We start from the raw sequence: 13,193 nt of genomic DNA on the forward strand, positions 1-13,193 counted from the left end.
GCTGCTAGTCGCCCCGGCGCTGCGCTTCCTTGTGCCGGTACATGTCCTGGTCGGCCAGGCGCAGCAGGGCCTGTGCATCGCTGGCCATGCTGGGATAGAGGGCGATGCCCATGGCCGCCGTCACCGTCACTGCGGCGTTATGGCGTGTCAGGTAGATGGGCTGATCGATCAGCGCCAGCAGCTTGTCGCGCACCTGCTGGGCGGCTTCCATCGTGCCCACCTCGGGCAGGATGATCAGGAACTCGTCGCCGCCGATGCGGCCCACGGTATCGGCCTCGCGCAAGCCGCCGGCCAGGCGTTGCGCCACCGTCTTCAGCACCAGATCGCCGGCCTCATGGCCGTAACGGTCATTGACCGGCTTGAACTTGTTCAAATCGGCAAAGATCACCGCCAGCCCCTGGCCCTGGCGTTGGGCCTGGGCCAGCGCACGTTCCAGCCGGTCGTGCAGCAGGCGCAGCGAGGGCAGACCGGTCAGCGCGTCGTGATTGGCCAGATGGCGCACCACCTGCTCGGCACGGGTGCGCCGCGCCACCTCTTCCTTCAGCTCACCGAGGTTGTGCTCGACGGATTCGGCCATCTCGTCGATCACCACCGACAGCTCGCCGAACTCCGAGCTGTCGGCCAGCCGGGTGCGCCCACCATGGCGCCCTGCCCGCACCCCCTGCGCCCAGCGCAGCAGCGCCAGCACCGGGCGGCGCACCGAGCGCTCGAAATTGATCGCCGCGGTGATCACATTGATGGCCAGCAGCAGCAGTGCCACCGCCGCCGCCAGGCTGGCCAGATCGACCTGACGCTGCAAGTCCTGACGCTCGGCCTCCAGCCGCGCATCAACCATTTTTCGCAGCTGGCGGATCGGCGCCATGATCTCGGCCTTGGCATGACGGTAGCGCTCGCCATGCACCAGGTCCAGCGCCTGGCGCCATTCCTCCTGGCTCAGCGGCTGCGTCGAGCCGCGCATGTCCACCATGCCCATGGCCTGCTCTTCCAGGCCGGCCAGGGTGTCCGAGCGCTTTTTGGCGTCTTCCAGCAAGGCCAGCTCGGCAGCAGTAAAGCCGGCAGCTCGCATCCGCTCGATCAGCGACTGCCCAGGCGCCGGCGCCTCGCCGGGCTCGCCCGGCTTGTCCAGCTGCAGATCCCAGAAGGCGCTGTCATAGCCGGCCGGCCGCGGCGCCAGCCCTTCACGGATGCGCCAGATCTGGCGGAAGTAGTCGGCCTGGCGCACATCCTGCGTGACGATGAAGAGCCGCGCCATCAGCGTCAGCGAGTTGGAGCTGTCTTCCAGTTCCTCGGCCAGCTTGTAGCTGACAAAGCGGCGCGTCTGCGCTTCGTCCAGATTGCGATAGACCATCACCAGGTGCGCAAACGCCGCCGCCGTGATGGCAACCAGGGCGATCTGCGCGGCCAGATTCAGGGCCAGCTTGGTGCGTATCAGCATGTTTCGAGCTTAGCGCTTGGACCCCTGCTTGGCATCGGCCTCAAGCAGCCGCTTGACGCGCCTCAAACAGCGCCCGCGACGCGCGTTCGATCAGCGTCAACACGTTCTCGAAGCCAAGCGCGCTGCCAAAGTAGGGATCAGGCACCGGGCGGCCCTGCATCTCGGGCAGCAGATCGAGAAACATGCCCAGCTTGTGCGCCGCCTCGGGCGGGCAGATCTTGCGCAGCGCGGCGAGGTTGTCCTCGTCCATCGCCAGCACACGGTCAAAACGCTCAAAGTCCTCGGCCGTGACCCGGCGCGATTTCCAGCGCTTGGGTGGCGTGTAGCGGCGCTGCGCCAGGGCGGCCTGCGCCCGCGGGTCCATGACCTGGCCGCGCGGATGAGCGTGCGTACCGGCCGAGGCCACCAGATCCAGGCCCAGCGCACGGGCCTGCGCGGTGAACACCACCTCGGCCATCGGCGAGCGGCAGATATTGGCTGTGCAGACCAGCAGCAGAGAACTCATGCCGGCATCATAGGCGAGCCGGCGCTGCGAACCACCCAAAAGGGGGATACCGGCTGAGCCGTATCTGGCCAATGCGCAGGCGTGTTACGCCCGCATGGACGGGGGGGAAGGGGCTGGTCGCTGCGGCCCGACCTTGGCCTCTCTTCCCGCAGCCGGCGCAACCCGGCTGCCGCAGACTCCCTGAGCAGCCCGAGTTTGCGAAGGCCCTGCGGCCATTCACAAGCTCAGATCGGTATCAGAAGTACATCAATGGCCGGCCTTGTGCAGCGGCAAACTGGCCGGCAATACCGGCGCCTCAAATACCGCCGCGGGTTTGGCAGCGACGATTTTCTCGACCGGCACATTGAAATAGCGCGCCAATTCACGGGCGATGCGAAAAAGCACCGGCTTACCGGTTTCGGCCCGTTTGATTGAGGCTATCGAAACTCGAAATCGGCCTTCCGCGCAGGCCTCCGCCATATCTTCCTGGCTTTGCAGCTTGGCCTGGCGCAAATCCTTCAGCACGCTGGAAACCAGAAATACCCGGCCTGGCGCCGCGCTGCGAATTTCCGGTGCGGCTGTAAAACCCGGCTGAGTGGCATCCAGCGCCTCATTGATCGTCCCGTACATGGCATTCCCTCGATGGTTGCAGCAGGTGCGGCGCGACAGCTGCCTTGCCATCGCTGCAGGACCGTCCCGCTTGGGATGCAATGTAGGAAATGAGGGGGAAATGAACCTTCCGGGAACCTTCCGGAAGGAGTCACCGTATCATTGCGACCAAAAATAGGGTTAACACCTACGTCAGCAAGCGGACTGGCACGATGTGGAGGCCCGCCGCTGCATCAGATCCAAACCAAAACTGAGCGTCTGCCAAACCCACATTCGGTAGCGCAGCCGTTCTACAACTAAGGCAAGTATCGTTTCAAGGGCACGTGGGCGAAGGCACAGTGAGGCATCACTTTGGCATCAAGAAACCCAAGCCTGAGAACATAGAGCCAACGCCCGGGCCGCTGCAGCTCTTTTGAAAATACGTCACATTGACACGTGCTGATACAGGTCGCGTCCAAGCCGCTGCCAGTATTTCGCCTGACAGCGTGGCCAACGGAATCAATTCCAGATCAGTCCGCAATATGAGTTGCCTTCGCTGGAGATGATCACCCTATCCCATAGCTGATACAGGGCCTGTTCCCGCTAGCCCAAGGGTTTGAGCAAGGGCTTCATAAGGCGACGCATTTCGCGCCATCGATCCGAGTTCAGTGCTTGCGGTTCAGCTGCAGCAGATTTTTCGACGCGGCTGCAGACTCGGGCTTGCGCGGACATCGGTCATGGCTTGCCAGCGCGAATTGGGGGCAGTGCAGGAAAAGAAAGGTCTTATCAGTCAATGCAAGACCGCCCCCACAAGCAACTCAGGGTCTCAAGTCCCGGGATTTTGGATCTGCGGGTCTGACGATGGATACAGCGCAGGCACACCACTTGAATTCAGCATGCTGAAAACCAGCACAACGCCACGCGTGGCCTGCGGCAGGCCAGACGGGTTCGGCACGCTGATACTGACCTGCGAAAGTTTGCCTTCCGTGATCGACGCCGGCACAAAGGATGTCGTCGGCGGCGTCGTTGTGTTGGTGACCATCGCACCGACCAATTGCAGGCCAGAGGCCGACGGAAGCACTTGATTGAACTGGGCCACCGCCGAAGGCGCCGGCAATGGGGACTTCGCCGATGAACCACCCGAATTGGTGTAGCTGCAGTGGGCATATTTACCCGTTGCATCAACCTTTGCCGTTACCGTGTAGACGTTCGGACCACTCGTTGCCATTCAAAACTCCAAGTTGATTTAGTTAACGGAAAAGTCACGCAGCTTCGTGGCCTGGCGCGTTGCCACTTCCTTCAACCAGTTCGCTGCGCCTCTCGCCAGCTCGGTCTCGTCAAGACACTCCGCTGAACGTTCGAAGACCTGCGTCCACTGCACACTCTGCCGTAGCAGTTGCGGAGGAACACTGGCCTTTGCTTGCCGACACAAGGCGACGCTTTCTTCGATTCGCCCTTCAGTGCGCAGCAACTCAGCCAGTCGCAAGCGAACCAATGCCTGTGGCCAGCCAATTTCAAAAAGATCTGCCATCTTTGCGCTTGCCTGGACGAGATGAGCCGCCAAAGCTTCTAACGTTTCCTTTTCAGCGCCATGGTCACCCAGACTCACGAATTGCTGCGCACGCAGCAAGTGAATCTTAGCCACCAGCCTGACTGTATGTAAGCGATCCATCGTCTTGGAAAATACTTCCCGACAGGACTTTTCAAGCATGCTGAGCTCGGAAAGTCGCTGCCGCGCCGTCATTGGCTCTATCTCAAGCGACTCCAAGCGACTGACGAAATGCGTGTCTTGCCAAGACAGCTGATCCGGTTGTGATTCCACCAAGCGTGTGCTCAGCACAACTGCTCGTTTGAGGTGCACGGCCGCCTCCGCAAAACGCCCCAAATCCTTGTACAAGCGACCTTGCATCAGGTGGGCAATGGCCATGCTGTGCTGCCACTTGAGATCGTTAGGCGCCAGCGCCTGGATCTCGGCCTCAAGTGCAATCCGCTGCTGGCCAACGCGCAAGGCGTCTACAAACTCCCCACGCCTCTCCTGAGTAGAGACCAACCAGGACAAGGTGTCAGCCAAGTCCGCCTTTACTGTCAGATCACTAGGTTTGAGTTGCACCGCCTGCCGCTTCAGACTGGCTGAGCGCTGGAATGCCGTCGCGGCCATCATCAGTTCGCCTCGAGCAAGATCAGTTGAGCCAAGACTGTTGAGAGCGTAAGAAAGCTCCGTCAACGACTCAAACGCGTCTGGTCGCAAGGCTTGCATCCGCTCTGCCGCCGTCAGGTATTGGCGCAGGGCTTTTGAGGCAGCATCAAAATCACCGATTGAATAGTCCGCCTGTCCGCGCCAAAAGGCGGCGGCACCCAGCACCATCTGACGCTCATACTCACTGGCAGCGTCTTTCAATGGGACACTGTTTCCGATCAGACTCAAGGCCTGTTCCGACGCTTCACGCACTCCAGGCAAGTCACCGCGCGCAAACCGGACTTCACTAATGACATTCAAGGCTTTGCCACGTTGCAGCAGCGCCGCGTTGCTTCCGAAGCCGTCAACGGGCTGCGCTCCCAAATGAGTCAGTGCCTTGCCCGCCACGCTGTGCAAGAGTTCCAGCCGACCAATCGGCCGCAACTTGTCTGCCAATTCGCCCAATAAGTAGCCCAACAAATCATCAGCTTGCGCGCTACGCTGCCGGGCCACACCCTCTGCCTGCTGCGCCCGCCAGGCCATGCCGCCGGCCAGCAATGTGAGGCCAGCCAGCGCAGCCACGGCTGCGCCCTTGAGCCGGCCCGACCACGCGGCGCGACGTTCGCAGCTGTTCAAAAAGGCCAGTTCGGGTTCGGACAGAGCCAGCAATCCCCGCTGGCGTAGCGCCAAAGCATCCTGAAGCTGCCGGCCACGCGGCCAGAGGAACTCGGCCGCTCGCGCGCCCTGGGTCCAGCGTTGCACCTGCTGGCGCAGCCGCGCTCTGGCCTGCAGATGCTGCCGGTGTTCGGCGATCCATTCGGTCACCCGTGGCCAGCGGCGCAGCAGCGCCTCATGGGCAACACGAAAACCGGGTTCGTCCTGCGCCGCTTCGCTGCTGCGTTCGCTGACCAGCAGCCGCGCATCGACCAGGGCCTGCACCAGCTCTCGCTCGGCCGGTTCGCGCAGCTCGCTCCACAGCGCGCGACGGCCGCCCACCGGGCTGGCTTCATCCTCGCCGACCAGCACCAGCAGCGCCAGCACATGCGGCAGCGCCGCCTGCTGCACCAGCGTGAGGCCGCGGATCAACTGCTCTGCCTGCTCGGCGATCACGCCTTCCAGGCCACCTGCCCCACCACCCAGCACCTGGTAGGCGGCAAAACTCAACTCACCATGCGGGCTGCGCTGCTGGTAGAGCTGTTCCAGCGTGTACTGCAGCAGGGGCAGGGCATCGGGGCTGGCTGCCGCAGCATCGCAGAGCAGATCATCCAGGCGCTGATGCGTCGCCGGATCGACACCGAAGCTCAGCCCGGCGGCACGCGCCGGCAGGCGCACCATCTGGGCGATCTCGGCCGCGCTAGGCGGCGCCAGATCGAGATGGCCGCCTTGCGCCTTGTCGCGCATCAGCCAGGCGTGCTCGGCCAGCTGCGGGTAGTAGTCATTGCGGCAGGCCGCCACCACGAGGACGAGGCCGCTTTCAGCCAGTGTCTGCAGCAGGCGCAGCGCCGCCTCGCGTTGCTGCGCTTCAGCCAGTGGCGAGCGAAACAGCGCTTCGAGCCGGTCCACGAAAAGCAGCACCAGGCCATGCTCGCTGGCTGCCGTGCCAGCTTCGCCTTGCAAGGCGGCACGCAGCTCGGCCAGCACCGTCTGCGGCGTGTCGCGCAGTGCGCGGGCCAGATCATGGGCGTTGAAGCCACACAGCAATGCCTCGCCCGCTGCTGTTTCCCAATCAAGCAGGGCGGCGGCCAGCCCCAGGGTGAACGCACAGGGCGCCTGGTCAGCTGCGGCCTCGCCGGCCGGATCACTGCCGAGGTCGGCCAGATCCAGCTGCGTGTCGCTGACGAGCCGCCAGCGACCGTCCAATGCTGCCCGCCGCAAGGCCGGCACCAGCCCGGCGCTGACCAGCGAGGTCTTGCCCGAGCCGCTGGGGCCCAACACCAGCACCAGGCCGTGCTGACGCTGCAATTGCAGAGCCGCGCAGCGCAGTAGCTCGGCAGTGGCCTGCTCGCGGCCAAAGAAGACGGCGGCGTGTTCGCAATCAAAGGCCTGCAGGCCGCGAAACGGCGAACCGCCCTGCCAGGCCCCGCTGCGCGCCTGGCCGCCCTGGCCGCGTACCGGTGCGATGACGCGGTAGCCGCGCTTGCGTATCGTCTCGATGTAGCGGGGTTCGGTGGCGCTGTCGCCCAGCGCCTTGCGCAGCAGGGTGATGGCCTTGTGCACCGGATTGTCACCGCTCGGCTCACCTTCGGGCCAGCAGCGCGCCAGCAGCTCCTCGGCGCTGAGCACCTCACCCGGTTGTGCGCAGAGCGCCACCAGCACGTCGATGATGCGCGGCTCCAGCTGCCGCTGCTGATCGCCACACTCCAGTCGCTTGCTGGTTGGGTCGACCAACCAGTCGCCCAGCTCAAAGCGATCAGCCCGCGAAACTGCCTCTACTCCCAAAATTGCTCCCTGCCGCGCCTGTCATCAACCACGCCCTGGTGGCTGCGGAGTCAGAAAGGTATCAGAAGCCGATGACAGCGGGGGGCAGGTCTTGCCCGGGGGAGACTTCACTGGCCGTAGCCGAGATCCTTGGTTTCGACCAGCAGGCCGTTTTCAAAGCGCAGCGCCTGCATGAACTGCTGGGGGCCGAAGTTGTAGACCCAGTCTTCGATCACGACCGGCACCTGGCGCTCGACCTCGACGCTTTGCTGCACCGGCGGCCCACCCTTCTCGGGGCGCACCCAGATGGTTTCACGCAGCCGCTGAACCCGGTACTCGGTGCGCTGGTCCAGCGTGGCCGGCGCCCCGCATTTGTTCAGCACCTCGGCCTTGCGCAGCCCCGGATCAATGACCCAGCTGTTGCAGCGAAAGGCCTGGGCCGGTCCGGACAGAAAAACGCCCAGCAGCACCAGAGGTGCAGCCAGGCGTGGCAGGAAGAATGAGGGGGTGTCAGCGCTGCGCATCTGGCCTCAACGCGCTGGCCGCCCTTGCGGCTGACAGCAGCGCCGTCAGAAATGAGCACAAGAGTGGCGAAGTAACGCCATCAATCAGGCATACCTCCCTGTATTCCTCCGTGTCTCCATGTCTCTGTGGTCTATTCCTGCGTTCCCGTGATCAACGCGCCAACTCGGCCCGCATCGCGTCGATCACCGCCTTGTAGTCCGGCTTGCCGAAGATGGCCGAACCGGCCACAAAGGTGTCGGCGCCGGCATCGGCGATCTGGCGGATGTTGTCGATCTTGACGCCGCCATCGATCTCCAGGCGAATGTCGCGGCCGCTGGCGTCGATGATCTTGCGAGCCTGTTCCAGCTTCTTCAGCGCGCTGGGGATGAAGCTCTGGCCGCCAAAGCCGGGGTTGACGCTCATGATCAGCACCAGATCGACCTTGTCGATCACCCACTCCAGCACGTCCAGCGGCGTGCCCGGGTTGAACACCAGGCCGGCCTGCTTGCCCTCGGCCTTGATCAGCTGCAGCGTGCGGTCGACATGCTTGCTCGCTTCCGGGTGGAAGCTAACCAGATCGGCGCCGGCCTTGGCAAAGGCGACGGCCAGGCTGTCGACCGGCTCGACCATCAGATGCACATCGATGGCGGCCGGCGTGCCGTCGGGCTTGACGGCATGCTTGCGCAAGGCCTCGCAGACCATGGGGCCGAAGGTCAGATTGGGCACGTAATGGTTGTCCATCACGTCGAAGTGAATCCAGTCGGCGCCGGCGGCCAGCACATTGCGGACCTCCTCGCCCAGACGGGCAAAGTCGGCGGACAGCAGGCTGGGGGCGATGCGGTATTGGGTGCTCATGGGGCGGCGCGGCGGCAGGGGAAAAGCATGATTTTACGAAAGGCTCTTTGCGCGTTGGTTGAAGCTCGGCAACTGACACTTGAAACGCAAGCACAGAGGCACGGAGGCACAGAGAAAAGCGCAGCAAACCATTGTTCCCTCTGTGAATTCCTCTGCGACTCTGTGGCTCTGTGGCTCTGTGGTTTGTTTTGGCTGATCAACAGCTAATGCGCAGAGAGCCTTACGAAAGGCCGCTGGCCGGCCTGAGTTCAGCGCCGTGGCTTGGCGTTCGCCACAGGCTGAGCCAGGCCGTCGAAACAGGTCTGCAGCAGCAGTTCGATGATTTGCTCATCGCTGTACTGCCCCGACAGCCGCAGCATGCCCAGCACGGGATCGCAGGCGCGGGCAAACAGCGTGTAGAGCACCAGCTCGGGCGGCAGCGCGCTGCGCAGGCTGCCTTGCGCCAAGGCGGCGGTGATCCATGCACCCAGCTCGTCGCTGAGCTGCATCAGCCGGTCCATATAGGCCTTGTCGCTGATCAGCGCCTGGCGCAGGCTGGAGTTCTGCGCCGGCAGCGAGGGCATTTCGCCGGCCAGTTGCTGGCGCATCGTCCAGCGTGCCACCGCCTTCAGGCTGTCCAAGGGGCTCAGGTCTTGCGCACGAATCTGCGCCAACTCGGCCAGCGCGCGATCCAGCACCCGCACCATCGCCGCGGCGGCCAGCGCTTCCTTGGAGTCGAAATGCTTGTAGAGGCTGGCCTTGGCGATGCCGACATCGGCCACCACCTCGTCCACCGTCATCAGATCGAAGCCTTTTTCGGCGAGCAGGCGGTTGACCGAAGCCACGATGGCGTCTTCACGCGCCTGCAGCACCTGTTCGCGAAATGAGGGTTTGGCCATGACGCGATTGTAGACAGCGCATCCATAAATTGAACTCTTTCGTATCAGTAAATACTTTTCAGTTGACTTCGTGAACTTATCAGTTCACATTTCAGTCAATGCAGTTCACTATCGCCGCGAGGTGCCCGATGCACGCCTTGATGAACGCCCTGACGCTCGCCGATCCCCTGACCCCGCCAGGCCAGCCCCACACGGCCACGCTCGAGCTGCCCACGCTGGCCGAGCTGCTGGGGCGCGATCCGGCGCTGGCCGAGATGGCCGAGGCCTGGCGCCGCTGCGAGCTGGACGTGCTGCTGCGTTGCAGTGGCCCGTTCACGCTGCTGGCCTTCAGCAATGCGGATTTCAGCGGCCTGGCGGCCTGGCAGGGTTTATCGCGCCAACAGCTGTTTGCCGACCGCGACCGCCTCAGCCAGCTGATGCTGCACCATCTGCTGCCCGGCGCCTGGGCCAGATGCGAACTGCCCTGGGGCGCCGAGCTGCGCAGCGCGGCCGGCCAGACGCTGCGTTTCAGTGCGCTGGGTCAGCTCTGCGATGAGCTGGGTGGGCAGGCCCTGCAGCAAGGCAGCGACCACATCGCCAGCAACGGCGTGCTGCACCGGCTGGCCCGGCCGCTGTTCATCGCGGTGGCGTGAAGGCCTGGCGCGCCGCGCGCACCCGCTCGCGCAGCGCACAGCCGGGCGCATGGTCGTTGACCAGGCCCATGGCCTGCATGAAGGCATAGACGGTGGTCGGGCCAACGAACTTCCAGCCACGCTTGCGCAAGTCCTTGGACAGCGCCTGCGACAGCGCCGACTCGGCGCGCCAGTGCGGATCCGTCCAGGCCGTGTCCTCATAGCGCCAGAAATACGCGGCCAGCGAGCCCTGCTCGGCGACCAGTTCCAGCGCCCGGCTGGCGTTGTGGATGGCGGCCTCGATCTTGCCGCGGTGGCGCACGATGCCGGCGTCCTGCAATAGCCGCTCGACATCGGCCTCGCCAAAGCGGGCGACACGATGGAAATCAAAGCCGGCAAAGGCGGCGCGAAAGGCCGGCCGCTTGGCCAGGATGGTGCGCCAGGACAGACCGCTCTGAAAACCCTCCAGGCAGATCTTCTCGAACAGCCGGATGTCGTCGGCCACCGGAAAACCCCACTCCTCGTCGTGATATCGACGGTACTCGGCAAAGCCGGGCGACTCGCACCAGCGGCAGCGGGCCAGGCCGTCGTCACCGGTATGCAGGGTCAGGTCTTGCGCCGCGGCAGCAGCGGGGGTTTGTGATTCAGCCATGCTGCCAGCATAGCCGCACACAATCGATACAACACCGAGCGCCTTGCAATCCTAGAATGCCCGCCATGGCACACCCACAATTCCGCTGCACGGTCCAGGTGCAAGCGCTGGAAGAACAAACCGATGCGGCGACGGGCGTCTACGCCTACAGCTACACCATCACCATCGAGAACAGCGGCGACATCGCGGCGCAGCTGGTGGCGCGCGAGTGGCAGATCAGCGATGCCAAGGGCCATGTGCAGCAGGTGCGCGGGCTGGCCGTCGTCGGCCATCAGCCGCTGCTGCAGCCGGGTGAGAAGTTCCAGTACAGCTCCTGGGCGCAGATCGAATCGAAGCAGGGCAGCATGAAGGGGCGCTATCTCTGCGTCACCGAGGCCGCCGAGGTCTTCTATGCCGATGTGCCCGAATTCCTGCTGGCCGACAGCGCCAGCCTGCATTGAGCACCATGAGCCATGCCGTGACACCGGCCTGGGACCTGACCGCCCTGCTCAACGCCGCCGATCCCAAGGCCGAGCTGGCGGCGCGCAATCTCTGGCTGGCCCGGCTGCTGGAATGGCTGCGGCACGATGAGCAGGACGGCGGTCATCAGCCCCTGCTGCGCCTGAAGCACCTGCTCAATCTGCTCGACCGCCACCCCGAGCATCGCGCCGCCTTCGCCGCCGTGCTGGGCTCGATCTGGCGCGATATGCAGGCCACCGGCCTGTTCGCCGATGTGGGCTTTGCGCCGCGGATGGCGCTGTGGAGCGAGTGCCTGCACCGGCTGCGCCTGCACCTGCTGCCCGGCACCGTCGATACCCGCGAACTCAGCGAGCTGTTTGCCCAGCTCTTCCCCGCGGCCAGCGACGAACACTGGCTGGCCGCCATCGACGACGAGCTGCTGACCCGCTTGGCCGCCCTGCTGGGCGAGGCCACCAGCGGCGGTGGCGACTGGCGCGCGCCCATGCTCTCGGGCCTGACGGTGCTGATCAGCGCGGTGCGGGCGGCGGGCCTGTCCGGCCCCTTGCGCCAGCGCATGAGCGCCGAGCTCCTGGCCCAGCAGCCCTTTGAGCAGCTGGCCCGAGCCGCCGAACGCTTTACCGATGCCCTGACCGCCGGCGACGATGCCGCGCTGCGCCAGAGCCTGCAATACCTGCGCGCGCTGCTGCAGAGCTGCCGCCAAGCGGCCGCCACCGTGCCCGAGCATCTGGAGGCCTATGGGGTGTCGGTGGACCTGATGTTCGAGGTTGAGCAGCTGATCGCGCGCAGCCAGCGCATCGAAGCGCTGCTGGATTGCCTGGTCAGCCCGCAACCGGCGCGCGAACTCTCGCGCCTGGCGGCGGCGCTGGTGCGCGTCAACCACGAGCGGCGCAGCCTGCGCACCCTGTTTGCGCGCCACTACTCGCTGCTGGCGCGCAAGATCGCCGAGCGCAGCGCCGAGACCGGCGAGCACTACATCACCCGCGACCGCGACGAGTACCGCGACATGCTTCAGCGCGCGGCCGGCGGCGGCGCCATTATCGCCGGCACCACGCTGGCCAAGTTCGCCATCATGGCGATCGGCCTGACCGCCTTTTGGGGCGGCTTCTGGGCCGGCGCCAACTACGCGCTGAGCTTTGTCATCGTGCAGCTGCTGCACTGGACGGTGGCAACCAAGCAGCCGGCCATGACTGCGCCGGCGATGGCGCACAAGCTCGGCCACATCAGCGACGAGGCCGGGCTGCAGGGCTTTGTCGACGAGGTCGTGCATCTGATCCGTTCGCAGATCGCCGGCATTGCCGGCAACCTGGCCCTGGTGGCGCCGCTGGTGCTACTCGCTCAAGGCGCGGCCTGGCTGATCGCCGGCGCACCTCTGGTCGGCGAGAAGGAGGCCCACTATGTGCTGCACTCGCTCAGCATCGCCGGCCCTTCTCCGCTGTTCGCCGCCTTCACCGGCGTGCTGCTGTTTGCCAGCAGCCTGATTGCCGGCTGGGTGGAGAACTGGTTTGTGTTCTACCGGCTGGACAGTGCGATTGCCTGGAACCCGGGCATCGTCGGCCGCCTCGGCGCGGCGCGGGCGCAACGCTGGGCGGCCTGGTGGCGCGGCAATATCTCAGGCCTGGCCGCCAATATCAGCCTGGGCATGATGCTGGGCCTGCTGCCCGCGCTGCTGCTGTTCTTCGGCCTGCCCTTGGAAGTGCGCCATGTGACGCTGTCGACCGGTCAGTTGGCCGCCGCCGTTGGCGCGCTGGGTTTCGGCGTTATGGGCACGGCGGCCTTCTGGGCCTGCGTGGCCGGCATCGCGCTGACCGGGGCGCTGAATCTGGGCGTCAGCTTCTACCTCGCGCTGCGCGTGGCGCTGCGCTCGCGCGGCATCCAGGTGGCCGACCAGGCGCGGCTGCGCCGGGCGCTGTGGCAGCGCTTGCTGCAGGCACCTCGCAGCTTTCTGCTGCCGCCGCGCTGATTTGGGAAGGTCTGCATCAGTCGGCGTGGGCCGCGGCAAACACCAGCCCAGGCCTGCCTAGGCGCGAGACGCAGCTCAGGCTGGTGGCCTGCGCAAGTCTCGCAACGCCGGCAGGACTTGGCTGGTGCTTGCCCTGCGGGTTGAGAGAAAAGGGGCCCCCACGGGCGTGGGGG

Annotated in this window: 12 protein-coding genes; 3 read left to right on the forward strand and 9 right to left on the reverse strand. The window is 65.0% G+C overall.

What is annotated here, in order from left to right:
* Positions 1-4: 4 nt before the first annotated feature.
* The 8 genes from RQP53_RS11795 to RQP53_RS11835 form a co-directional block, all read right to left on the reverse strand.
* Entirely contained in the window at positions 5-1,435 is a 1,431-nt protein-coding gene (locus RQP53_RS11795) for a diguanylate cyclase domain-containing protein (protein ID WP_315650500.1), read from the reverse strand.
* Between the two features lie 40 nt (positions 1,436-1,475).
* The gene (locus RQP53_RS11800; RefSeq protein WP_315650501.1) at positions 1,476-1,940 is read right to left on the reverse strand and encodes a low molecular weight protein-tyrosine-phosphatase; all 465 of its coding nucleotides are present in this window, start codon (positions 1,938-1,940) and stop codon (positions 1,476-1,478) included.
* A 246-nt stretch (positions 1,941-2,186) separates the two neighbouring features.
* A complete protein-coding gene (locus RQP53_RS11805) occupies positions 2,187-2,549 on the reverse strand; it encodes a helix-turn-helix transcriptional regulator (protein WP_315650502.1) in 363 nt (120 codons plus the stop codon).
* 784 nt (positions 2,550-3,333) lie between these two features.
* Positions 3,334-3,735 (reverse strand): hypothetical protein, encoded by a 402-nt coding sequence (locus RQP53_RS11810; protein ID WP_315650503.1) that lies wholly within the window; start codon positions 3,733-3,735, stop codon positions 3,334-3,336.
* Between the two features lie 18 nt (positions 3,736-3,753).
* Positions 3,754-6,999, reverse strand: a complete 3,246-nt coding sequence (locus RQP53_RS11815; RefSeq protein ID WP_350340390.1) for an nSTAND1 domain-containing NTPase — start codon at positions 6,997-6,999, stop codon at positions 3,754-3,756.
* Between the two features lie 230 nt (positions 7,000-7,229).
* On the reverse strand, positions 7,230-7,625 hold the full coding sequence (locus RQP53_RS11825) for a DUF2845 domain-containing protein (RefSeq protein ID WP_315650504.1): 396 nt from the start codon (positions 7,623-7,625) through the stop codon (positions 7,230-7,232).
* A 151-nt stretch (positions 7,626-7,776) separates the two neighbouring features.
* Positions 7,777-8,460 carry a ribulose-phosphate 3-epimerase gene (gene rpe / locus RQP53_RS11830; protein WP_315650505.1) on the reverse strand — a complete coding sequence of 228 codons (684 nt, stop codon included), beginning with the start codon at positions 8,458-8,460 and terminating at the stop codon, positions 7,777-7,779.
* 248 nt (positions 8,461-8,708) lie between these two features.
* Positions 8,709-9,338, reverse strand: a complete 630-nt coding sequence (locus RQP53_RS11835) for a TetR/AcrR family transcriptional regulator (RefSeq protein ID WP_315650506.1) — start codon at positions 9,336-9,338, stop codon at positions 8,709-8,711.
* 140 nt (positions 9,339-9,478) lie between these two features.
* Between RQP53_RS11835 and RQP53_RS11840 the strand changes: the two genes are divergently transcribed.
* Positions 9,479-9,970, forward strand: coding sequence for a fasciclin domain-containing protein (locus RQP53_RS11840; RefSeq protein ID WP_315650507.1), 492 nt, complete (start codon positions 9,479-9,481; stop codon positions 9,968-9,970).
* Here RQP53_RS11840 and RQP53_RS11845 read toward each other — a convergent pair.
* The gene (locus RQP53_RS11845) at positions 9,954-10,601 is read right to left on the reverse strand and encodes a DNA-3-methyladenine glycosylase I (RefSeq protein ID WP_315650508.1); all 648 of its coding nucleotides are present in this window, start codon (positions 10,599-10,601) and stop codon (positions 9,954-9,956) included. The two genes, RQP53_RS11840 and RQP53_RS11845, sit on opposite strands and share 17 nt — an antisense overlap.
* Before the next feature lie 65 nt (positions 10,602-10,666).
* Between RQP53_RS11845 and apaG the strand changes: the two genes are divergently transcribed.
* Both apaG and RQP53_RS11855 read left to right on the forward strand, forming a co-directional pair.
* Positions 10,667-11,041: a Co2+/Mg2+ efflux protein ApaG gene (gene apaG, locus RQP53_RS11850; protein ID WP_315650509.1), complete on the forward strand. Its 375-nt coding sequence runs from the start codon at positions 10,667-10,669 to the stop codon at positions 11,039-11,041.
* A 5-nt stretch (positions 11,042-11,046) separates the two neighbouring features.
* Entirely contained in the window at positions 11,047-13,020 is a 1,974-nt protein-coding gene (locus RQP53_RS11855; protein ID WP_315650510.1) for a site-specific recombinase, read from the forward strand.
* Positions 13,021-13,193: the final 173 nt, after the last annotated feature.

The organism is Roseateles aquae (genome assembly GCF_032337115.1).
Classification (GTDB): Bacteria; Pseudomonadota; Gammaproteobacteria; order Burkholderiales; family Burkholderiaceae_C; genus Roseateles_C; species Roseateles_C aquae.

What these genes read in the sequence shown, in the direction of transcription:
- RQP53_RS11855 (WP_315650510.1), top strand. Translation starts at nt 11,047, where the DNA reads ATGAGCCATGCCGTGACACCGGCCTGGGACCTGACCGCCCTGCTCAAC.
- RQP53_RS11795 (WP_315650500.1), bottom strand. Translation starts at nt 1,435, where the DNA reads ATGCTGATACGCACCAAGCTGGCCCTGAATCTGGCCGCGCAGATCGCC.
- RQP53_RS11800 (WP_315650501.1), bottom strand. Translation starts at nt 1,940, where the DNA reads ATGAGTTCTCTGCTGCTGGTCTGCACAGCCAATATCTGCCGCTCGCCG.
- RQP53_RS11840 (WP_315650507.1), top strand. Translation starts at nt 9,479, where the DNA reads ATGAACGCCCTGACGCTCGCCGATCCCCTGACCCCGCCAGGCCAGCCC.
- RQP53_RS11810 (WP_315650503.1), bottom strand. Translation starts at nt 3,735, where the DNA reads ATGGCAACGAGTGGTCCGAACGTCTACACGGTAACGGCAAAGGTTGAT.
- RQP53_RS11845 (WP_315650508.1), bottom strand. Translation starts at nt 10,601, where the DNA reads ATGGCTGAATCACAAACCCCCGCTGCTGCCGCGGCGCAAGACCTGACC.
- RQP53_RS11825 (WP_315650504.1), bottom strand. Translation starts at nt 7,625, where the DNA reads ATGCGCAGCGCTGACACCCCCTCATTCTTCCTGCCACGCCTGGCTGCA.
- RQP53_RS11805 (WP_315650502.1), bottom strand. Translation starts at nt 2,549, where the DNA reads ATGTACGGGACGATCAATGAGGCGCTGGATGCCACTCAGCCGGGTTTT.
- rpe (WP_315650505.1), bottom strand. Translation starts at nt 8,460, where the DNA reads ATGAGCACCCAATACCGCATCGCCCCCAGCCTGCTGTCCGCCGACTTT.
- apaG (WP_315650509.1), top strand. Translation starts at nt 10,667, where the DNA reads ATGGCACACCCACAATTCCGCTGCACGGTCCAGGTGCAAGCGCTGGAA.
- RQP53_RS11835 (WP_315650506.1), bottom strand. Translation starts at nt 9,338, where the DNA reads ATGGCCAAACCCTCATTTCGCGAACAGGTGCTGCAGGCGCGTGAAGAC.